Here is a 22,593-nt window from a genome sequence, read left to right as displayed (position 1 = left end):
CCCAACGATGCCTGCCACCTCTTCTAACCGCTACAGTAGCCTTTCTATCACCATGCACTGGCTGATGGTCATATTGCTGGTAGCTACCGCTGCCACCATGGAACTGCGGGGCATGTACCCCAAAGGCAGTGATGCACGCGAATTGATCAAATCAGCCCACTACGCATTGGGTCTGGCTGTATGGATGTTAGTCTGGGTGCGCTTGATAGCCCGTTTGTCGAGTACCACACCGGCCATTGTGCCCGCGCCTTCTGTCTGGCAAACCCGTCTAGGCCATACCGCACATGCCGGACTTTATGTTTTGATGATTGGGCTTCCCCTGGTGGGTTGGCTGGCACTCAGTTTCAAGGGAACGCCCGTCTACCTGCCTGGGGGAATTCCAGTGCCTTTGTTGACCTCTACCAATAGCAACACGGCGCACTGGCTCAAAGATCTACATGAAACTGGGGCTGTGGCAGGTTATGTGTTGGTAGGGTTGCATGCAGGGGCCGCCTTGGCACACCACTATTTGCTGCGCGACAACACATTGGTGCGCATGTTGCCAGGAAAACGTTAAAACACCCGCCCACCACCGCGCGGGGCATAAGCCACATTGGATTACAATATGCGCTGACGGGCCTCCCCGCATGGGGAAGCGGCCAACCGGGTCAGGTGGGGAACCAAGCAGCCCTAACCGTGGAGCCAGTGCCGGGGGTAAGGCTCGTCAATTTCCTTTTTATCTCACCACCCCAGCAATCAGGGTGGTTAAGAAGGACTGGGCCGGTCTTTGCGCCAGTTCGCTTACGGCCTCTGCCTATTCAGGGCCATACTCCCACGTTTGCTTGAGATACTTCCCTTGGGCACCTTCCCCAAAAGCACGCCATACGCACAACACCTGCGATAGACTGCCTGCGGGTTGCATTACCAGCTTGTGCAATGCAGCCCCGCCACTGTGGCCAGGGGTATAGGGCTTTGCTTTGGCACACAGCCCCATCCCCATCCAATAGCCCCGTGCTTCAGTGAGGGCGTTGGCGTTTTTTGGTGCCCACTGGGTGTGGATGGGCAGCCACTGAAGGCTCTGCCAAGTGTGCTTTGTTTTTACCTTGGCCCAGTTTGGATTCAGTGCCACGCAGCAAGCGTCCCATATTTTCTTGGTGGCGCCAAACCAACAGGCCAGCCATACAGCCAATAGCTGCCGCTACGCGGTGATCGGCATACCACAATGGGCCACTGGCCAGCAAAAAGAAGGTGGGGGCAAACAAGGCGGCTGCGATGGAAGACAGCGACACATAACGCGAAATAGACACCACGACCAACCAAGCACCCAAGGTTGCTAACCCCAGCCATGCGCTCACACCCAACAACACGCCCAGTGCCGTTGCCACGCCTTTGCCACCCTTAAAACCAAAAAACACAGGCCACAAATGCCCAGCAAAGGCGGCCAAGGCTACCAGTGCCTGCGTGCCTTCTTCCAAGCCATAAGGTGTGCCAAACCAGCGCACCAGCGCCACTGGCAACCAGCCTTTGGCAGCATCCAACACCAGCGTCAACACAGCGGCAACCTTGCTGCCAGAACGCAATACGTTGGTAGCACCCGGATTTTTACTGCCAAAAGTGCGCGGGTCATTCAAGCCCATCACCCGGCTAACAATGACCGCAAACGACAACGAACCCAGCAAATAGGCCGCCAGCACCGCCATTGCGGAATAAACGAGGGGCAAGATCAATCTCCTGAAGGGGGAAACAACGCTGCAAATTCAGCGGGGCGCCATTGTGCCAGTGGCCCGTGGTATTTACTCAACCAAAGCGCATTGCACTGGCGTTGCGCCCAACAAATGCACGCACACTTGTGGCTTTATCTGCACCAAAAATCCCCGGCGGCCACCGTTAATGGCAATGAGGGGCAACTCCAAAATGGACGATTCGATATAGACCGGCATGGCCTTGCGTGTGCCAAACGGCGAAGTGCCACCCACCAAATAACCACTGTGGCGGTTGGCGACCTCGGGAGCGCAAGGCACGACCGATTTGGCACCAATCTGGCGCGCCAGCGTCTTGGTCGATACCTTGCAGTCGCCATGCATCAACACCATCAGGGGCTTGGCATCTTGGTCTTGCATGACCAGCGTTTTCACCACGGTGTGCTCGTCCAAACCCAAGCTGGCGGCGCTGTGGGCTGTGCCACCATGCTCGAGATAGTCATAGGGCAAGCCGATAAATTCCACACCCTGTGCCTTGAGCCACTGGGTGGCGGGGGTCTCACTGACGTGGGTCGTTTTACTGTCTTTCTTGGCCATAATGCCAAATTGAACCACAAACGCCCCTCTGGCCTACCGGCTCAAAGGGCCGGGTCGCCCAACTCCCAGCGAATGGCATCGACCCCAGCCAGCAATTCGGGCGACAAGACAGTGCCCCAAGCGTCCAGATCTTCCTCGAGTTGTGCCAGCGAAGTCACACCAATGATAGTGCTGGCCACCTGCCATTTGGTGTAGCAAAACGCCAGCGCCAGCCGGGTGGGCGTCAACCCATGCTGACGGGCCAAGGCGTTGTAGCGGCGGGCGGCTGCCAAGGCTTCTGGGCGCCCCCAACGCTGCTTGCGCACCGACTCGTAGGTGGACAAACGTGCGCCCTGTGGTGCCTGTGGCCCCGTAATACCACTGTCGTCGTACTTGCCCGTGAGCAGGCCAAACCCCACTGGAGAATAAGCCAACAGCGACACGTTCAGGCGGTGGCAGGTTTCATCGAGGGCGTTTTCGTAGCTGCGGTTGATAAGGCAATAGGGATTTTGCACGGTGGCAATGCGTGGCAGGCCATGCTGTTCGGCCAGACGCACAAACTCATGAACGCCATAGGGCGTTTCGTTAGACAGTCCAATGTGACGCAGCTTGCCTGCTCTCACCAATCCGGCCAGTGCTTCTAATTGTTCATGCAACGAGGTTTGTGTGCGCTCTTGTGCAGGGTCGTAGTATTTGATGCCAAAAGCAGGCACATGGCGCTCCGGCCAGTGGATTTGGTAGAGGTCAATGACATCGGTTTGCAAGCGACGCAAACTGCCCTCGCAAGAGGCGACGATATCAGCGGCCGTTAAACCATCACTACCACGCAGCCACGGCATACCACGGGAGGGGCCGGCAACTTTGGTGGCTAGCACGATGTTTTGGCGCACACCAGGGTTTTGCGCCAACCAACGACCAATGATGGTTTCGGTGGCCCCAGCCGTTTCAGGTCGGGCAGGGACTGCGTACATCTCGGCCGTGTCGATAAAGTTGATGCCTCGTGCCACAGCACGGCTCAAAATGGCGTGGGCATCAGCCTCTGGCACCTGCTCACCAAAGGTCATGGTGCCTAAGCAAATGGGGGTGACATGCAGGTCGCTCTGGCCTAACTGGATGGTATCCATGCGTGTGCTCCGCTCAAAACTCCCAGTGTACGCAAGGCCAAATGGCTTTGCCGGTATCAGTTCATGACACAAACATCGCTGGCCCATACTGGGTTACTAGCAGCCGGATGGGAGTGACAAGCCACGCTGCGGAATAATCCAAGGATGTACCAGAGCATTCGTCCCTTTCAAACCGCCTTGATCCCGCTGCGCACGCTGCACTACCATGTGCGCCACTGGGGCACGCCCTCCCACACTGAAGCACCGCTTGTGCTGCTGCATGGCTGGATGGACGTGGGCGCCTCATACCAGTTTGTGGTGGATGCGTTCAGTGAGGCTTTTGTCCAAGGGCGGCACATCCTGGCTCCAGACTGGCGCGGGTTTGGCCTAACCCAGCCGCCCGCAGGTAATGACCACTACCAGTTTGCCGATTATCTGGCCGACTTGGACCGCCTCCTAGACCACTACGCGCCCGACCAAGCCGTCGATTTGGTAGGACACAGCATGGGCGGCAATATCGCCATGATGTATGCCGGTGTGCGCCCCCAACGCATCCGCCGCCTGATCAACCTAGAAGGCTTTGGAATGCCCGCCAACACTCCCGAGCAAGCGCCCACGCGCTATGCCCAATGGCTGGATGAGTTGCAACGCTGCGAACAAGGCACTTTGGGCCTCAAAACCTATGACAGCGCCAGCGCCGTGGCCCGTCGTTTGATCAAAACCAACCCACGCCTGCCCCAAGACAAGGCCGATTGGCTGGCCCAGCACTGGGCGCAACCTGATAGCCAAGGGCAATGGCACATTCTGGCCGATGCCGCGCACAAAATTGTCAATGCACAACTCTACCGGGTAGAAGAAACGCTGGCCCTATGGCGAGCCATTACCGCACCCACCTTGGCCGTAGAAGCAAGCGACGACAGCCTGAGCCAATGGTGGCAAGGCCGCTACACGTTGGCGCAATACCATGAACGTCTGCAAGCAGTGCATGATTGCCAAATCGCCATCGTGCAAGACGCAGGGCACATGCTGCACCATGACCAACCCCACGCCGTGGCGGCGCTGATCGAATCGTTTTTAGCCCGCACCTAGGCTGCACAGTAGGCGTGAGAAAATCGCCCACCATTTACCAAACATACACACAGAAAGAACACCATGGAAGCAGAACGCATCAACCAAATCGGCAACACGCTACAAGACCTGTCCACCCGGACAGAAGAGTTACGGAGGTATCTTTGACTACGATGCCAAGTTTGAACGCCTGCGCACCGTCAATGCCTCGCTAGAAGATCCGGCTGTCTGGAACGACCCCAAAAAAGCCCAAGAACTGGGCAAAGAAAAAAAACTGCTCGATGGCGTGGTACTGACGTTAGAAAAGCTCACACATGAGCTGGCCGACAACGCCGAGCTGTTTGAGATGAGCAAAGAAGAAGGCGACGAAACAGGCCTGCTCACCATCGAAGAAGAATCGGCCAAGCTGCGCCCGTTGATTGAAGATCTCGAGTTCCGCCGCATGTTCAGCAACGAAGCCGACCCGCTGAACTGTTTTGTCGATATCCAAGCCGGTGCCGGTGGCACCGAAGCCTGCGACTGGGCCAGTATGTTGCTGCGCCAGTACCTCAAATACGCCGAGCGCAAAGGCTTTAAAGCCACGGTGGAAGAAGAAACCCCCGGCGATGTGGCAGGCCTCAAGAGCGCCACCATTCACATCGAAGGTGAATATGCCTATGGCCTGCTGCGCACCGAAACCGGCGTGCATCGCTTGGTGCGCAAATCGCCGTTTGACAGCTCTGGTGGCCGCCATACCAGTTTTGCCAGCTTGTTTGTCTATCCCGAGATTGATGACTCGATTGAAATCAACATCAACCCCTCGGATGTGCGTACCGACACTTACCGCGCCAGCGGTGCGGGTGGTCAGCACATCAACAAGACCGACTCGGCGGTGCGCCTGACGCACATCCCCACCGGCATCGTGGTGCAGTGCCAAGATGGCCGCAGCCAACACGGCAACCGCGACATCGCTTGGCAACGTCTGCGCTCTAAGCTGTACGATTTTGAAATGCGTAAACGCATGGAAGAGCAGCAAAAGCTCGAAGACACCAAAACCGATGTCGGCTGGGGCCACCAAATCCGCTCTTATGTGCTGGACAACAGCCGCATCAAGGACTTGCGTACCAATGTCGAAATCTCTGCCACACAAAAAGTGCTGGACGGCGACCTCGACGCATTCATCGAAGCATCGCTCAAACAGGGCGTTTAAGGAAAACCATGTTGCTTATGCCTGACGGACAGGGCCAACCCACGGCCATCCACCGCAGCGACTACCAGCCCCCAGCGTGGTGGATTGACACGGTAGAACTGACCTTCGACCTCGACCCGGCCAAAACCCGGGTACTGAACAAGATGCGCCTGCGCCGCAACCCCGAGGTGGCGGCCCAAGCCCTGCGTCTGGACGGCGAAGAACTGAACCTGTCGCGGGTGCTGGTGAATGGGGCTGGCACCTCGTTCAAAATGGACGGCAGCCAGTTGGTGCTAGAAAACCTCCCTGAAGGGCCAGAGCCGTTCGATTTGGAGATTTTTACCACCTGCGCCCCCGACAAAAACACCCAGCTCATGGGCCTGTACGTCAGTCAAGGCACTTTCTTTACCCAGTGCGAAGCCGAAGGCTTTCGGCGCATCACCTATTTCCTAGATCGCCCCGATGTCATGGCCAGCTACACCGTGACACTGCGTGCCGACAAGGCAAGCTACCCAGTGTTGCTGTCCAACGGCAATCTAGTAGAGCAGGGTGATTTGGACGCTGGCCGCCACTTTGCCAAGTGGCACGACCCGCACAAAAAGCCCTGCTATCTGTTTGCCTTGGTGGCCGGTAAGCTGGTGGCACGCCAGCAGCGTATTCTGTCGCGCTCGGGCACCGAGCATTTGCTGGAAGTGTATGTGCGCCCCGGCGACTTGGGCAAGACCGAACACGCCATGAACTCGCTCATGGCCAGTGTGGCTTGGGATGAGGCCCGCTTTGGCCTGCCCTTGGATTTGGAACGCTTCATGATTGTTGCTACCAGCGACTTCAACATGGGCGCGATGGAAAACAAGGGCCTCAACATCTTCAACACCAAGTATGTGCTGGCCAGCGAAGCCACTGCCACCGACACCGACTTTGCCAATATCGAAGCCGTGGTCGGGCACGAATACTTTCACAATTGGACAGGCAACCGCATCACCTGCCGCGACTGGTTCCAACTGTCGCTCAAAGAGGGGCTGACGGTGTTCCGTGATCAAGAATTTAGCATGGACATGGCGGGCAACCCTTCAGCCCGTGCCGTCAAGCGGATTGAGGACGTGCGTGTGCTGCGCAGCGCACAGTTTCCCGAAGACGCTGGCCCGATGGCACACCCGGTGCGCCCCGACAGCTATATCGAAATCAACAACTTCTACACCGTCACCATCTATGAAAAAGGTGCAGAAGTGGTGCGCATGATGCACCACTTGGTGGGCCGCGATGGCTTTGCCCAAGGCATGAAGCTGTATTTTGCCCGCCACGACGGCCAAGCCGTGACCTGCGATGATTTTGCCCAAGCCATTGCCGATGCCAACCCCGGCAGCGCACTGGCTTTGCAACTGGAACCATTCAAACGCTGGTACAACCAAGCAGGCACACCGCGTGTGCAAGCCAGTGGCCTGTACGATGCCGAAACGCACCGCTACACCCTGACACTGCGTCAAAGCTGCCCAGCCACCCCCGGCCAACCACACAAAGAGCCATTTGTCATTCCGGTGGAGTTAGGGCTGCTCAATCACGAAGGTCAGGCACTGGCCTTGCAACTGGAAGGTGAACAAACCGCCAACGGCAACAGTCGCACTTTGGTATTGGACGGGGCGGAACAGCAATGGACGTTTATCAACGTGGCGCAAGCGCCCGTGCCCTCGCTGCTGCGTGGCTTTAGTGCCCCCGTGGTGCTAGAGGTGGACTACAGCGATGCCGAGCTGCTCACACTGCTGGCGCACGACAGCGATGCCTTTAACCGCTGGGAAGCGGGCCAACGCTTGCTCTTGCGCCGGGCGCTACAAGCCATCACGGCCCCAGACGACAGCCAAGATGCCAGCATCCTGGACGAGTCCCTGTTACAGGCGCTGGGCCAAGTGCTACGCGACCCGCAACTGGACGCGGCTTTCAAAGAGTTGGTACTAACGCTGCCTTCGGAGACCTACATCGCCGAGCAACTGGAGGTGGTCAATCCGCAACGCATCCACGCTGTGCGCGAAGCCATGCGCCTGCAACTGGCCTTGGCGCTACACACTGATTGGCAAGCGACCTACGAAGCCCACCAAGCCAGTGGCGCTTACCGCCCCGATGCAGCCTCGGCGGGGCGACGCGCCTTGGCTGGTTTGGCCCTGACCATGCTTTGCTTGGGTGCACAACACGGCGGCGATAGCATTTGGCCGGGTAAAACCTTGCAGCGTTTCAAAGACGCAGGCAACATGACCGACCGATTCAATGCCTTAGCGGCCTTGGTAGGCTGCGGCCATGCACTGGCAGCACCCGCGTTAGAGCGCTTCCACAGCTGGTTCAAAGACGACCCACTGGTGCTGGACAAATGGTTTGCCCTGCAAGCTGGGGCCAGCGACCGTGCAGGCCATGTGCTACCACTGGTCAAACAACTGATGGCACACCCCGATTTCACCATCAAAAACCCGAACCGTGCCCGCAGTTTGATTTTTAGCTACTGCAATGCCAACCCCGGAGCCTTCCACCGCGCTGATGCCGCCGGTTATGTGTTCTGGAGCGAACGGGTGTTGGAGTTGGACGCCATCAACCCCCAAGTGGCCGCCCGTTTGGCACGCGCTTTAGACCGCTGGAAAAAGCTGGCCGAACCCTGGCGCAGCAGCGCCCGCGAAGCTATCGCCCGCGTCGCTGCCCGCCCCGATTTGAGCAACGATGTGCGCGAGGTCATTACCCGCGCCTTGGCCGACGAATAAGGAGAGAACCTATGGCAAAACGAATCAGCCTGACCCGCTATCTGGTCGAACAACAGCGTGTAGATGGCCTGATCCCCTCGCAACTGCGCCTGCTGCTCGAAGTGGTGGCACGCGCTTGCAAGAGCATCAGCCAAGCGGTGAACAAAGGCGCACTCGGTGGTGTGCTGGGCAGCGCCGACAGCGAAAACGTACAGGGCGAGGTGCAGAAAAAACTCGACATCATCGCCAACGAAGTACTGATTGAGGCCAACGAATGGGGCGGCCACTTGGCAGCGATGGCTTCGGAGGAAATGGACGGCATCTACGTGGTGCCCAATCGCTACCCGCAAGGTGAATACCTGCTGCTGTTTGATCCCTTAGATGGCTCCAGCAACATCGACGTGAACGTGAGCATCGGCACGATTTTCAGTGTGCTCAAAAAACCCGAAGGCGACCGAGGCGTAGAAGAGAAAGACTTTTTGCAAGCAGGCTGCCAGCAAGTGGCAGCGGGCTATTGCGTCTATGGCCCACAAACCACCTTGGTGCTCACCGTGGGTGACGGCGTGGCTATGTTCACCCTAGACCGTGAGCAAGGCTCGTTTGTCCTGACGCAAGAAAAAGTGCGTATCCCCGAAGACACGAAAGAATTTGCCATCAACATGAGCAATATGCGCCACTGGGATGCCCCTGTGCGCCGCTATATTGACGAATGCTTGCAAGGCAAAGAAGGCCCACGCGGCAAAGACTTCAACATGCGCTGGATTGCCAGCATGGTGGCCGACGTACACCGCATCATGACCCGCGGTGGCGTGTTCATGTACCCTTGGGACAAGCGTGAACCCCACAAGCCCGGCAAACTACGCTTGATGTATGAGGCCAACCCAATGGGCTGGCTGGTCGAGCAAGCCGGTGGTGCAGCCACCAATGGCCGCCAACGTATTTTGGACATCCAGCCCACGCACCTGCACGAGCGTGTCAGTGTGATTCTGGGCTCTAAGAACGAAGTCGAGCGCGTGACCAGTTACCACCAGCCGGTATAATCGCCGCTTCGCCGGTGTAGCTCAGTCGGTAGAGCAGCTCATTCGTAATGAGAAGGTCGGGTGTTCGATTCATCTCTCCGGCACCATAAAATCAACAACTTAGCCACTTCTTCGGGAGTGGCTTTTTTGTCTGTAGTGGTGTAACCCAGCCAATGCGCAGCAACTGCAACCTGTCAAAAACCAGTATTCACCGTTCAAAACTGCGTGTTCCCTCCAACACGAGCCACCACAGCCTATAGAACACCAACCAACTGCCGGGTCAACACGGCCGCTGGAATTTCCTTGCAGCCTGACACGTTTTGCCCAGCCCAGAGTGGAGAAAAATCCCCCAAGCCTGCACCCTCAACCTTTGCCCGCAAAGGTGCCGATGCGGCAGTTGCCAACGGAAACTCTGGTGCCAAACTGTTCATTGGCCCCAACTCCCGCATCAAACGATTCACAATGCCCCGTGCCGGTCGGCCTGAAAACAGATTGGTCAGTGCAGTGACCTGTGCCATCTCACCCTGAAGCGCCGCCCGATGCACCATGCTGGTGGTGGCCTCTGGGCACAGCAAATAGGCCGTACCCACCTGTACACCCGCAGCGCCTAAACCCAAAGCGGCACGGACACCCACTGCATCGGCAATGCCACCAGCCGCAATCACTGGCACCTGCACAGCCTGGACGATTTGTGGCAGCAGAGCAAACGTACCTGTTTGGGTATTGATGTCCTGCGTCAGAAACATTCCCCGATGCCCCCCAGCTTCCAATCCCTGGGCAATAATGGCATCCACACCCTGAGCCTGTAGCCACAGAGCTTCCGACACTGTGGTGGCAGAAGAGAGTATCTTTACACCGGCACTGCGCACCATCCCTAACAATTCCGGTGCTGGTAGGCCAAAATGAAAACTCACCACCGCCGGCCGGTACTCGCAGACCAGCGCCGCCATTTCCCGATTGAATGGCATTCTGGCAGGGCCAGGTGCCACCTTGGTCGAGTCAATTCCCCACTGCGCGTAATATGGTGCAAACAATGCTTGCCAAGTGGCAGCCCGCCCCAAATCGGGTTCTGGCTGCTGATGACAAAAGAAATTGAGGTTGAAAGGCCGATGTGACTGCGCAAGGACACTGTCTAATTCGGCCCGTAGCGCCTCGGGGCTAAGCATTGCACAGGGCAAGGAACCCAACCCTCCAGCATTGGAAACGGCAATCGCCAAGGCGCTGTTCTGTACGCCAGCCATCGGCGCCTGAATGATTGGAAGCTCAATTCCGAAAAGATCTTCTATTCGCATAACTATGCTCCTCCTTTTGCATCATTACTTCCCAAGCGACAGGCTGCCTGCATTCCAAACCCACTACGACAAAGACAACATGGGCCCATGCCTGCCTCCGCCACTGGTATTTAGGCAACCCAAAGCACTGGCACGACTGCCTGTCCTTTTGTAAATCCTGCCCTCAAAGCTCCTCAATACGTCGAGCGGGATAACTGTCCCAGCTCTGACAACCTGGACATTGCCAAAAATGCTGACGTGCTTCAAAACCACAAGCAGCACAGCGGTAACGTCTCAGGGGCTGTGCCGCATGTTCCAGCGCCCGTTGTACCCAAGGTTGCCACTGCGGATGCCCCAATGTCTCATGACTAAGCCATTTGGCAGCTGCGACCAGAGAGGGCTCTTTTTCTAGATGGTGGGCATAACGCATGGCCCCCTGCGCCAGCGACTGCCCAGTAGCCACCTCCAAATCCACCATACTGTCCAAAAGATCCAGTGAAGGCAGTTCTTGGTAATACGTCTGCAACAACTCCAGTGTTTGCTGCTCCCGCCCTGAGGCCTTGGCAGCCTGCGCCAACAGTGGTGCAGCCAAAGGCAACGCTTGGGGAACATCTCGCCCCAAATCCATGAGTGTGGACAGTGCCAGCTGTGGCTGCTCTAGACGCAATTGCAACTGTGCCAACATCATCCACGGACGGGGAGCATCCGGCGCAATCTGCATCGCTTGCTGCAAAACGGCAGTCGCTTCCGTCCATTGCTCTTGGTCAATCAACGCCTGGGCTTGCTCACACAAAAAATGGGCCTGCCGAGTGCTGAAATCTCCTTGTCCAGCCGCTTGCATTTTCTGAGCGATACCCATCGCTTGGCACCAATCTCGCGAACGCTCATGAATCGCCAACAGCGCCAACCGGGCCTGGGCTTCAAAAGCAGTCCCCTCAAGCCGCAACAAGGCCGCCTCGGCACGATCGAGCAAACCAGCCTTCAGAAAATCCAAAGCCAAGGCATATTGGGCCCGATCCCTGTCCTTGCCATCCAAATCACCACGGGAGAGCAAATGCTCATGCACACGCACGGCACGGTCATACTCACCCCGACGACGAAACAAATTACCCAGCGCAAAGTGCAGTTCAGACGTATCCGGGTCGTTCTGCACGGCCTCAATGAAAGCATCAATAGCCTGGTCCTGTTGCTCATTGAGCAAATAGTTCAGTCCCTTGAAATAGGCTTTAGGAACCGCACGGTTCTCAGCGCGCAACTGGCGCAAGTCAAAACGCGAGGCCAGCCAACCCAACATAAAAGCCAGGGGCAATCCCAGCAAAATCCAGCCAAAATCAAATTCCATGGGGAGTACTGTCGGGCGCAGAGGCAGTAGAAGGAGGGACAGCAGCAACATCAGGCATGGGTACAGACTGCTGACGCCGAGCCGCACAGCGGTGCATCCACCAGCGTGGCACCATGCCCAACACACCCACTACCATGCCAATGGCAAATGCACTCAGCACCAACAGCACCATCGGTGCACGCCACTGCGTACCAAAAAAGAAATGCACTGTGGCATCCTGTTGGTTGTTCAGTGCAAAAGCAAACAGGGTAAAAAAAATGGCTGCTTTGAGCAGCCACAGGAGGTATTTCATTGCAGTCCATATCCCCGTAGTGACGGGTCATTCTAAAGCGGAGGCAAGATCATCCGTGCTTCAGCACTGGTACCATCCACCGCCTCACGCAAAGCTTTACCTGCCTTGAAATGAGGTACCTGCTTGGCTGGAACAGCCACGGCCTCTCCACTGCGTGGATTACGCCCCATGCGCGGGGGCCGAACATGGACTGAGAAACTACCAAAGCCCCGAATTTCAATACGCCCGCTATTTTCTAACGTAGCGCCCATTGCATCCAGAATAGTTTTCACTACAGCTTCTGCATCTCGGTGGCCCAATGGCTCAAACCGCGCCTCCAAGGCATCCACCAAGTCCGATCGGGTCATGGATTTTTGCAAGCTCATCACCAATGCTCATGAAAAAAGGGCCGGGCATGTGCTTACACACAAACCCGGCCTCTGGTCAGCCTTCAGGCCAACAAGATTTTACTTGTCGGAATTGTCCAACTTGGCACGCAGCAAGGCACCCAGGCTGGTGGTACCAGCACTTTCACGGGCCGATTGCTGGCTCAAAGATTGCATGGCTTCTTGTTGGTCAGCCACATCCTTGGCCTTGATGGACAACTGAATGTTGCGTGTCTTACGATCCACATTGACCACCACGGCGGTGACTTCATCACCTTCCTTCAGCACATTCCGGGCATCTTCCACGCGGTCACGCGAGATTTCGGAGGCACGCAGATAGCCGATGATGTCTTCACCCAGATCGATTTCAGCGCCACGGGCATCAACGGTCTTGACCTTACCAGTGACGGTTTGGCCCTTGTCATTCACGGTGACAAAAGTGGTGAACGGATCACCATCGAGCTGCTTGATGCCCAAGGAGATGCGTTCGCGATCGACGTCCACGGCCAACACGATGGCGTCAACTTCTTGACCCTTCTTGTAGTTGCGCACAGCGGCTTCGCCAGCTTCGTTCCAAGACAGATCAGACAGGTGCACCAAGCCGTCGATACCAGCAGCCAAGCCCACGAACACGCCAAAGTCGGTGATGGACTTGATCGGGCCCTTGACGCGGTCGCCACGCTTAGTGTTTTGTGCAAATTCTTGCCAAGGATTGGCCTTGCATTGCTTCATGCCCAAGCTGATACGACGCTTGTCTTCGTCAATCTCCAGGACCATGACTTCGACTTCATCGCCCAGCGTGACCAACTTGGAAGGAGCGATGTTCTTGTTGGTCCAGTCCATTTCGGAGACGTGTACCAGACCTTCGATGCCAGGTTCGAGTTCCACAAACGCGCCGTAATCGGCGATGTTGGTGATCTTGCCGAACAAGCGGGTGCCTTGGGGGTAACGGCGCGACACGCCCATCCAAGGATCGTCGCCCATTTGCTTGAGACCCAGAGACACGCGGTTTTTCTCGGTGTCGAACTTGAGGATCTTGGCAGTGATTTCTTGACCAGCAGTCACCACTTCGGAGGGGTGACGGACACGGCGCCATGCCATATCGGTGATGTGCAGCAGGCCGTCGATACCGCCCAAGTCCACAAACGCACCGTATTCAGTGATGTTCTTGACCACGCCCTGAACGATGGAGCCTTCTTTCAGGGTTTCCATCAGCTTGGCGCGCTCTTCGCCCATCGAGGCCTCGACCACGGCACGGCGGCTCAACACCACGTTGTTGCGCTTGCGGTCGAGCTTGATGACCTTGAACTCCATCGTCTTGTTTTCGTAGGGAGTCAGGTCTTTGATCGGACGAGTGTCAATCAAGGAACCAGGCAAGAAGGCACGGATGCCATTGACCAGCACGGTCAGGCCGCCCTTGACCTTGCCGCTAGTGGTACCGGTGACAAATTCGCCAGACTCCAGCGCCTTTTCCAGAGCCAGCCACGAGGCCAGACGCTTGGCGGTGTCACGCGACAGGATGGTGTCGCCATAACCGTTTTCAATCGAGCCGATAGCCACGGAGACAAAATCGCCCACTTGGACTTCGACTTCGCCCTGATCGTTTTTGAACTCTTCCAGCGGTACGTAGGACTCGGACTTGAGGCCAGCGTTCACGACGACAAAGTTGTGCTCCACGCGCACGACTTCGGCGGTGATCACTTCGCCCGGACGCATTTCAGTACGCTGCAGGGATTCTTCAAAAAGGGCGGCAAAAGATTCAGACATGTATTTCCTTACCACTAACAGGTTGACCACAGCCCGATTACCGTAGTTTCAAAGGCTGCCAGTGGTGGTTTGCTATGTGGTCACAGACCACAGGTTAAATTGACAAAGAACCACACCACCCGTGTGCTACTGCACAACAGAAGTTGGTGTGGGCCAGAGTTGGTTGATAACAACCCTTTCTCAGCCTTGTGTACTAGGCACAAAAGGCTGACGTTGCTGCCACCAAGCCAACACCTGTTGCACAGCTTCATGGGCCGTGCAGTGGGTGCTGTCCAGCAACAGCGCATCCTGTGCGGGCCGCAGAGGCGCCACACTGCGGGACATATCCCGCGCATCACGCTCCTGCAAGTCGGCCAAGAGAGCAGACATATTAGCCGAATCCCCTTTGGCAATCAACTGCTGATAACGCCTTTGGGCGCGTGCCTCAGCACTGGCCGTGAGAAAAATCTTCAGGGGTGCCTGAGGAAAAATGATCGTGCCCATATCCCGACCATCGGCCACCAAACCAGGCAAGCAACGAAAACTGTGTTGCAACGCCACCAATGCCGTGCGCACTGCTGGCAGACCAGAAACACGTGAGGCATTCATTCCAGCTTCTTCAGTGCGGATGGCTGTGGTGATGTTTTCTCCGTTGAGCCATACCTGCTCCGCCTCGAAACGAATATCCAAGTGCCGCACCAACGCTGCTATCTCAGCCTCTGCACTGGCCTCTAGTGCCAAACCGGCACGGATGGCTGCCAATGCCGTAATCCGGTAGAGCGCACCCGAGTCAAGAAAGGCGTAACCCAACGTTTGTGCCAATGCGGCCGCCACCGTGCCCTTACCTGAGGCAGTAGGGCCATCCAAACAAATCACAGGGATAGTATGGGGGGCGGTTTGCACCACCGAGAACAAGGCCTCAAAATAGTCCGGAAAAGTTTTGGCAACGCATTTGGGGTCTTCAATGCGCACAGGCAACCCAGCCGGATTGAAGGCTGCCAACGAAAAGCACATTGCCACCCGATGGTCATCATAGGTATGGATGGTGGCCGCACGCCAATCAGCGGGGGCTGACGGTGGAGTGACACGGATAAAATCCATCCCCTCTTCTACTGTGGCCCCCAATTTGCGCAATTCGGTTGCCATCGCAGCAATCCGGTCAGTCTCTTTGACACGCCAACTGGCAATATTACGCAGTGTGGTGGTGCCATCAGCATACAGCGCCATCACGGCCAATGTCATGGCTGCATCAGGAATGTGATTGCAATCCAGATCAATGGCCTTCAGAGGCCAACTCCCACGCTCGATCTGCAACCAATTGGGGCCACCGCTGATCTGTGCCCCCATCAGCCGTGCAGCCTCGACAAAACGAATATCACCCTGGATGGAGTCCAACCCCACGCCCAGCACCTTAACACCTGGTGCAACCCCGGCAATGGCACCTGCCGCAATGAAGTAGCTAGCTGACGAGGCATCGGCCTCTACGTGGATCGTGCCGGGCGATTGGTAACGACTGCCCGCGGGAATGATGAATCGCTGCCAGTGCTCGTGACGCACGGCAATACCAAAACGAGCCAACAACTCTAACGTGATGTGAATATAAGGCTTGGAGATCAACTCCCCCACCACTTCAATCACCACCTCTTGTGCTGTCGCCACTAAGGGCAATGCCATGAGCAAGGCCGTAAGAAACTGGCTCGAAACATCGCCGCGTACACGGATAGGCCCGGCCAACGACAAAGCGGGGACTCCATCGGCTTGGGCAATGCGCAATGGTGGATAACCGTCTTGGCCCAAGTAATCGATATGGCAACCGAGTTGACGCAGTGCATCGACAAGGTCGCCAATCGGGCGCTCGTGCATACGGGCAATGCCACCTAATTCATACTCGCCACCCAGCAAGGCCAGCGCCGCCGTAAGCGGTCGCATGGCCGTGCCTGCATTGCCCAAAAAGAGTCGGGCCGGTGACTGCGGCAAACACCCCCCCAACCCCACAATGCGGGCTTGAGTTCCATCCTCTTCGACACCACAACCCAATTGGCGCAAAGCATCCAACATGACACGGGTATCGTCAGAGGCCAATAGGTCTTGTACCAGAGTCGTTCCTTGGCTCAATGCGGCCAGCAACAGGACACGGTTAGAAATACTTTTGGAACCAGGCAGTCGCACGCTACCAACGGCGCTGCCCAAGGAAGGAAGATCAAGAAATGGAATAGCAAACATTCAGTGGCCTTTGCCTCGTTGCGCACCCATACGCCAATGGGTACGGGTTTCACTGGCCAGTGTGATCAAGTCTTCAAGGCCTTGCGCGTTGCCGCTGCGCACCAACTGCTCGAGCTGCGTCAATGACTGACGAAACAACTCCGACTGTGCCAGCACTTCTTGGCGATTGGCCAGAAAAATATCACGCCAGATCTTGGGCTCCCCCCCGGCAATGCGGGTGAAGTCACGAAACCCCGGCCCAGCCAGAGAAAAGAAGTTGTCGGATTGGGTCTGACCGGCCAACCCATTAATGAAGGCAAAGGCCAACAGATGTGGCAAATGGCTGACTGCCGCAAACGCCTCATCATGCGACTCTGGGGACATGCTGGTGACACGGCAGCCCAAAGCCTTCCAGACCTCTTCGGCTTTTTTGAGTTGTATGGTCAGGGTCCGCTCAATCGGCGTCAGGATGACTTGACGGCCTGCATACAAATCCGCGTCAGCGTGTTCTACCCCTGCCACTTCACGCCCTGTGATAGGGTGGGCTGGCACAAACGAACCAGCCTTCTCGCCCAATGCACTGCGAGCAGCCTGCACTACATCAGCCTTGGTAGAGCCCACATCCATGATCAGCATGTTGGGTGCCACCAGATGCCTAATGGCTTTGAGCGATGCCTCGGTCGCTGAAACTGGCACGGCAAGCAGCACAATATCAGCACCCGCCACGGCCAGCAAAGCCGATGGAGCCTCCACGTCAATCACACCCATCTGGCGAGCACGGTCGGTGGTCGATGGCGACTTGCTGTAACCGACCACCCGTTTGACCAGCCCCGCACGTTTGAGTGCCAACGCAAACGACCCGCCCATCAGGCCACAGCCAATGAGGCCCAGTTGTTCAAACATACGTTTCCTCAGGAAGCTACCGGGTAGGTGCCCAGCACCTTGTAAAAAGCACACAAACCGCGCAACGCAGCCAATGCTGCAGCCACATGCGGCTGGCTTGGATGACCATCAATATCGATGTAAAAATAATATTCCCACTGACCCGTACGGGCCGGACGGGATTCAAAACGCGTCATCGATACACCGTGCTGCTTGAGTGGCACCAACAAATCATGCACTGCCCCCGGTTGGTTGGGCACCGACACAATCAGGCTAGTGCAATCTTGGCCTGAGGGGGGAGGCGTTTGCAGTGTATGTGGTAGGCAAATGATGGCAAATCGGGTGCGGTTGTAGGCATCATCTTGGATGGCATGGGCCACAATGTGCAGACCAAACTGTTGGGCCGCACGCTCACTGGAAAGTGCGGCCCAAGCCGGATTGGTTGCAGCCAGACGAGCGCCCTCCGCGTTACTTGAGACCGGACGCCGTTCAGCATGGGGCAAATGCTTAGATAACCAAGCTTGGCATTGGGCCAGTGCTTGCGGATGAGCCAGCACGACCTCAATGCCCTCCAAATTGTTGGTTTGGCGTAGCAGATTGTGCCGAATCAATAGGCTGACTTCCCCGACCACATGGCAAGGCGTGTGGAGAAACATGTCCAAAGAACGTGTCACGACCCCTTCAGTGGAGTTTTCTACGCCCACCACGCCATATTGGGCGCTACCTGCTGCCGTGGCATGAAATACTTCGTCAAAATTGGCGCAGTACATCAAATCGGCAGCCCCGCCAAAATATTCGATAGCGGCTTGTTCACAGAAAGTACCTTCTGGCCCCAACACCGCCACCCGCTGGGGCGACTCTAGTGCCAGACAAGCCGACATGATCTCGCGCCAAATGGCGGCCACATGGGCATTTTTGAGTGGGCCTGGGTTGGCTGTCTGGATCTTGTCAATCACTTGGGCCACGCGATCAGGCCGGAAGAACGGCGTGCCCTCACGCTTTTTCACTTCGCCCACCTGCTCAGCCACCAGCGCACGCTGGTTGAGCAAGGTCAGCAATTGTTGATCGATACTGTCAATTTGGACACGCAGACCAGCCAAATCGGGTGATGCCTGAGGGATAGGAGGAGTGGAAGCGGATGTCATGCGTATTGGCGTTCGAATTCTTGCAGATAAGCCACCAATGCTTGTACCCCTTCGAGGGGCATGGCGTTGTACAGGCTGGCGCGCATACCTCCCACAGACTTGTGGCCTTTGAGTTGCAACAAGCCACGCTCTTTGGCCCCAGCCAAGAAAGCATCATTGAGGGATTCATCACGCAGAAAAAACGGAATGTTCATACGTGAGCGGCAATCGGGAGCCACCTTATTCACATAGAACGGCGATTGGTCAATCGTGTCGTACAGCAACTGGGCTTTAGTGATGTTGCGCTGCTCAATCGCAGCAATGCCCGTCAAATCACCTTCGCGTTGACGCTTGAGCCACTGGAAGGTCAGGCCTGCCATATAAATCCCCCAAGTGGGGGGCGTGTTGTACATGGACTGATGATCGGCCACGATCTGATAATTGAAAGCACTGGGGCAGGCAGGCAATGCCTGTCCCAGTAAATCTTCTCGTGCTACCACCAAAGTCAAGCCCGCTGGCCCCAAGTTCTTCTGTGCGCCTGCAAAAGCCAGCCCAACACGAGACCAATCTACAGATCGTGAAGCCACGTGCGAAGAGAAGTCGATCACCAGTGGTGTATCGCTCCCAAGCGCCCGCAAATCAGGCAACTCATGAAACTCCACTCCATGAATGGTTTCATTGCTGCACAAATGCAAGTAACTGGCCCCTTGGCTCAGTTGCCACTGTGCTGGGTCGGGGGCCATAGTGAAGCCACTGTCTTCGCCAGAAGCCACCAAGTTCACTTCGGCGGCATATTTACCCGCTTCTTTGTACGATTTTTGGCTCCAGCTGCCAGTCACCACAAAATCCACGGTTCCACCATGCGAGAGGTTCAATGGCACGATGGCATTCTGTGCCAACCCCCCTCCTTGCATGAATAGAATTTCAAACTCCATCGGGATGGCCAGCAACTCACGCAAGTCGGCTTCGGCTTGCTCGTAGATAGAAATGAACTCCTTGCCGCGGTGGCTCATTTCCATCACTCCCATGCCACTGCCTTGCCAGTCCAGCATGTCGGCGGCGGCCTGTTCCAGCACTTCAACCGGGATGGTGGCTGGGCCAGCAGAGAAGTTGTAAGGGCGTTGCTTCATATATCAATATCCCAAAATAAGGCTATGGCGATAGCCCATCAAGCCTGCACCGATACAGACGAAGTGTCAGTATCCCCATCAGTTTCAGCCATATCACCAGGGTTGGCATCGTTTTCGACAATGCGCTGCAAACCGCTGAGCTTGGAGCCTTCATCCAAAGCGATCAAGGTGACGCCTTGGGTAGCACGGCCCAACTCACGAATCTCACTGACACGGGTACGCACCAGCACCCCCTTGTCAGTGATGAGCATGATTTCATCATCTGGGCGCACCAAGGTAGCGGCGACCACCTTGCCATTGCGTTCGGATTGCTGAATGGCAATCATGCCCTTGGTTCCCCGCCCGTGGCGGGTGTGCTCAGCAATGCTGGTGCGCTTACCGTAACCATTTTCGGTGGCTGTGAGCACCGACTGGGTTTCATCTTCGGCCACCAACATGGCAATCACGCTCTGTCCTTCTTCGAGGTTCATGCCACGTACACCACGGGTATCACGGCCCAAAGCGCGCACATCATCCTCATCAAAGCGCACAGCTTTGCCACCATCAGAGAACAGCATCACATCATGTTTGCCATCGGTCACGGCGGCACCAATCAGCTGATCACCCTCATCAAGCTTGATCGCAATGATGCCAATTTTGCGTGGGTTGCTAAATTCTTGCAGCGCCGTTTTCTTCACCGTACCAGCCGCCGTAGCCATAAAGACATAGTGGTCTGCAGGGAAGCTGCGCATCTCCCCCGTCAAAGCCAAAACGACATTGATCTTCTCACCCTCTTGCAGCGGGAACATATTGACGATGGGGCGACCACGAGAACCGCGAGAGCCAGCGGGCACTTCCCAGACCTTGAGCCAGTACAGGCGGCCCCGGTTAGAGAAGCACAGAATGTAATCGTGCGTATTGGCAATAAACAGCTGGTCAATCCAGTCGTCTTCTTTGGTCGCAGTGGCCTGTTTACCACGCCCACCTCGCTTCTGGGCACGGTATTCGGACAAGGGCTGGCTCTTGATATAGCCCGAATGGCTGAGCGTGACCACCATGTCGGTAGGGGTAATCAGATCTTCAGTCGAGAGGTCTTGGGCACTGTATTCGACTTGGCTGCGACGCGCACCCAGTTTGCTCTGACCAAACTCAGCCCTGATACTGTTGAGTTCATCGCCAATAATGGTAGAGACACGGGCTGGAGTAGCCAAGATGTGCAACAGATCATCAATGTGTGCCATCACCTCTTTGTACTCGGCCACAATCTTGTCCTGCTCCAATCCCGTCAGACGTTGCAGACGCATCTGCAAAATTTCTTGGGTTTGCGTTTCGGACAAGCGATACATTGCATCAGACTGCATGCCAAACTCGGCGTCCAACGCATCAGGGCGGTAATCTTCGGCATTGACCACAGCACCATCAGTACGCGTGCACGTCAACATGCCGCGCACTAGGGCGCTGTCCCAAGTACGGGCCATCAAGGCCGCCTTGGCCACCGGAGGCGTAGGGGCATTGCGGATGATGGCGATAAATTCGTCCACATTGGCCAAAGCAACGGCCAGGCCTTCTAATACGTGGCCGCGCTCACGCGCTTTGCGCAGTTCAAACACTGTGCGGCGCGTAACCACTTCGCGGCGGTGCTGCAAAAAGACACGGATCAAATCCTTGAGGTTGCACAGGCGCGGCTGACCATCGATCAGCGCCACCATGTTCATACCAAAGGTGTCTTGCAACTGTGTTTGTTTGTACAGATTATTGAGCACCACCTCGGGCACTTCACCACGCTTGAGTTCAATGACCAAGCGCATACCAGACTTGTCAGACTCATCCTGAATGTGGCTGATGCCTTCGATTTTCTTTTCGTGAACCAGTTCGGCCATACGCTCTTGCAGCGTCTTTTTGTTCACCTGGTAAGGCAGCTCATCCACAATGATGGCCTGACGCTGGCCCCGATCAATATCTTCAAAATGGCACTTGGCCCGCATCACAATACGACCCCGCCCAGTGCGATAGCCGTCTTTGACGCCATTGATACCGTAAATGATGCCTGCCGTCGGAAAGTCGGGAGCCGGAATGATTTCCATCAACTCATCAATCGAGGCGTCTGGATGGGCCAGTAGGTGCAAGCAAGCATCCACCACCTCATTGAGGTTGTGTGGTGGAATGTTGGTAGCCATGCCCACAGCAATACCCGAGGAGCCATTGACCAGCAAGTTAGGCAACTTACTGGGCAGCACCAAAGGCTCTTGTTCGCTGCCATCGTAGTTGGGGCCGAAGTCCACCGTTTCCCGGTCGATATCGCCCAACATTTCATGGGCGATCTTGGACAGGCGGATTTCGGTGTAACGCATAGCCGCTGCGCTATCACCATCGACGGAACCAAAGTTCCCTTGTCCATCCACCAACATGTGGCGCAAAGAAAAATCCTGCGCCATCCGCACAATCGTGTCGTAAACAGCACTGTCGCCGTGGGGATGGTATTTACCAATCACATCCCCGACAATACGCGCCGACTTTTTGTAGGGCCGATTCCAGTCGTTGTTCAACTCATGCATGGCAAACAGCACCCGGCGATGCACCGGCTTCAGGCCATCTCGCGCATCTGGCAAGGCCCGCCCCACAATCACGCTCATGGCGTAATCGAGATAACTGCGCCGCATTTCTTCTTCTAGGCTGATGGGCAGGGTTTCTTTGGCAAACTGGGTCATGACAAGAGCAAGGACAGCAATGGACACCCATTTTAGGGCCAAGCCGTTGTAGCAACTGCGCAACACATGCATTCAAATGCAGGCCCGTACTGCGGTCACTAGGCTACCGGGACGTTTGTGCCGTGTTGCGTATGGCACAATCAAAATAACGTTTTTGGTGGTGGTCACCGACGACGTCATTGATACGCAGCGCGGCTGCGGCTTTTTCCCCAAGAGGAGAAC

Annotated in this window: 18 protein-coding genes, 1 tRNA gene and 1 other RNA gene; 7 read left to right on the top strand and 13 right to left on the bottom strand. The window is 56.4% G+C overall.

Going from position 1 to position 22,593, the window contains the following annotated elements:
- The first annotated feature begins 7 nt into the window (after positions 1-7).
- Positions 8-556: a cytochrome b gene (locus tag ACYVB2_RS04445; protein ID WP_382431105.1), complete on the top strand. Its 549-nt coding sequence runs from the start codon at positions 8-10 to the stop codon at positions 554-556.
- A gap of 55 nt (positions 557-611) precedes the next feature.
- Positions 612-708: signal recognition particle sRNA small type (gene ffs, locus ACYVB2_RS04440), an RNA gene on the top strand.
- A gap of 287 nt (positions 709-995) precedes the next feature.
- On the opposite strand, the gene plsY is transcribed toward ffs, so the two are convergent.
- The 3 genes from plsY to ACYVB2_RS04425 form a co-directional block, all read right to left on the bottom strand.
- Positions 996-1,700, bottom strand: coding sequence for a glycerol-3-phosphate 1-O-acyltransferase PlsY (plsY, locus tag ACYVB2_RS04435; RefSeq protein ID WP_382431107.1), 705 nt, complete (start codon positions 1,698-1,700; stop codon positions 996-998).
- Positions 1,701-1,772: 72 nt separating this feature from the next.
- Positions 1,773-2,276, bottom strand: coding sequence for an aminoacyl-tRNA deacylase (locus tag ACYVB2_RS04430; RefSeq protein ID WP_382431109.1), 504 nt, complete (start codon positions 2,274-2,276; stop codon positions 1,773-1,775).
- A gap of 41 nt (positions 2,277-2,317) precedes the next feature.
- A complete protein-coding gene (locus ACYVB2_RS04425; RefSeq protein ID WP_382431111.1) occupies positions 2,318-3,379 on the bottom strand; it encodes an aldo/keto reductase in 1,062 nt (353 codons plus the stop codon).
- Between the two features lie 144 nt (positions 3,380-3,523).
- Between ACYVB2_RS04425 and ACYVB2_RS04420 the strand changes: the two genes are divergently transcribed.
- From ACYVB2_RS04420 to ACYVB2_RS04400, 5 genes are all read left to right on the top strand, one after another.
- A complete protein-coding gene (locus ACYVB2_RS04420; RefSeq protein WP_382431113.1) occupies positions 3,524-4,447 on the top strand; it encodes an alpha/beta fold hydrolase in 924 nt (307 codons plus the stop codon).
- 63 nt (positions 4,448-4,510) lie between these two features.
- A protein-coding gene (gene prfB / locus ACYVB2_RS04415; protein WP_382431115.1) for a peptide chain release factor 2 occupies positions 4,511-5,615 on the top strand; the annotation gives its coding sequence in 2 pieces (ribosomal slippage) (positions 4,511-4,591 and positions 4,593-5,615; 1,104 coding nt in all).
- A gap of 8 nt (positions 5,616-5,623) precedes the next feature.
- Positions 5,624-8,332: an aminopeptidase N gene (gene pepN, locus ACYVB2_RS04410; RefSeq protein ID WP_382431117.1), complete on the top strand. Its 2,709-nt coding sequence runs from the start codon at positions 5,624-5,626 to the stop codon at positions 8,330-8,332.
- Positions 8,333-8,343: 11 nt separating this feature from the next.
- Positions 8,344-9,351: a class 1 fructose-bisphosphatase gene (locus tag ACYVB2_RS04405; protein ID WP_382431119.1), complete on the top strand. Its 1,008-nt coding sequence runs from the start codon at positions 8,344-8,346 to the stop codon at positions 9,349-9,351.
- A gap of 10 nt (positions 9,352-9,361) precedes the next feature.
- A tRNA-Thr gene (locus ACYVB2_RS04400) sits at positions 9,362-9,437 on the top strand.
- Between the two features lie 147 nt (positions 9,438-9,584).
- On the opposite strand, the gene ACYVB2_RS04395 is transcribed toward ACYVB2_RS04400, so the two are convergent.
- The 10 genes from ACYVB2_RS04395 to gyrA form a co-directional block, all read right to left on the bottom strand.
- Positions 9,585-10,622 (bottom strand): NAD(P)H-dependent flavin oxidoreductase, encoded by a 1,038-nt coding sequence (locus ACYVB2_RS04395; RefSeq protein WP_382431121.1) that lies wholly within the window; start codon positions 10,620-10,622, stop codon positions 9,585-9,587.
- A 163-nt stretch (positions 10,623-10,785) separates the two neighbouring features.
- Positions 10,786-11,943, bottom strand: a complete 1,158-nt coding sequence (gene lapB / locus ACYVB2_RS04390; RefSeq protein WP_382431123.1) for a lipopolysaccharide assembly protein LapB — start codon at positions 11,941-11,943, stop codon at positions 10,786-10,788.
- Positions 11,933-12,235, bottom strand: a complete 303-nt coding sequence (locus ACYVB2_RS04385; RefSeq protein WP_382431125.1) for a LapA family protein — start codon at positions 12,233-12,235, stop codon at positions 11,933-11,935. The genes lapB and ACYVB2_RS04385 overlap by 11 nt, the downstream gene beginning before the upstream one ends.
- Positions 12,236-12,267: 32 nt before the next feature.
- Positions 12,268-12,582, bottom strand: coding sequence for an integration host factor subunit beta (locus ACYVB2_RS04380; protein ID WP_382431126.1), 315 nt, complete (start codon positions 12,580-12,582; stop codon positions 12,268-12,270).
- 99 nt (positions 12,583-12,681) lie between these two features.
- Complete coding sequence (rpsA, locus tag ACYVB2_RS04375) at positions 12,682-14,367, bottom strand: 30S ribosomal protein S1 (protein WP_382431128.1); 1,686 nt, start codon at positions 14,365-14,367, stop codon at positions 12,682-12,684.
- 180 nt (positions 14,368-14,547) lie between these two features.
- Positions 14,548-16,569 (bottom strand): bifunctional 3-phosphoshikimate 1-carboxyvinyltransferase/cytidylate kinase, encoded by a 2,022-nt coding sequence (locus tag ACYVB2_RS04370; RefSeq protein ID WP_382431130.1) that lies wholly within the window; start codon positions 16,567-16,569, stop codon positions 14,548-14,550.
- Positions 16,570-17,451 carry a prephenate dehydrogenase gene (locus tag ACYVB2_RS04365; protein ID WP_382431132.1) on the bottom strand — a complete coding sequence of 294 codons (882 nt, stop codon included), beginning with the start codon at positions 17,449-17,451 and terminating at the stop codon, positions 16,570-16,572.
- 8 nt (positions 17,452-17,459) lie between these two features.
- Positions 17,460-18,575, bottom strand: a complete 1,116-nt coding sequence (pheA, locus tag ACYVB2_RS04360) for a prephenate dehydratase (RefSeq protein ID WP_382431134.1) — start codon at positions 18,573-18,575, stop codon at positions 17,460-17,462.
- Complete coding sequence (gene serC, locus ACYVB2_RS04355; RefSeq protein ID WP_382431136.1) at positions 18,572-19,684, bottom strand: 3-phosphoserine/phosphohydroxythreonine transaminase; 1,113 nt, start codon at positions 19,682-19,684, stop codon at positions 18,572-18,574. The genes pheA and serC overlap by 4 nt, the downstream gene beginning before the upstream one ends.
- Before the next feature lie 38 nt (positions 19,685-19,722).
- Positions 19,723-22,371, bottom strand: coding sequence for a DNA gyrase subunit A (gyrA, locus tag ACYVB2_RS04350; RefSeq protein ID WP_382431138.1), 2,649 nt, complete (start codon positions 22,369-22,371; stop codon positions 19,723-19,725).
- Between the last annotated feature and the right edge of the window lie 222 nt (positions 22,372-22,593).

The sequence above is a fragment of the Giesbergeria giesbergeri genome (genome assembly GCF_054779375.1).
The sequence above is the reverse complement of the archived record's forward strand: the minus strand, read 5'-3'. Positions and strand labels throughout refer to the sequence as shown.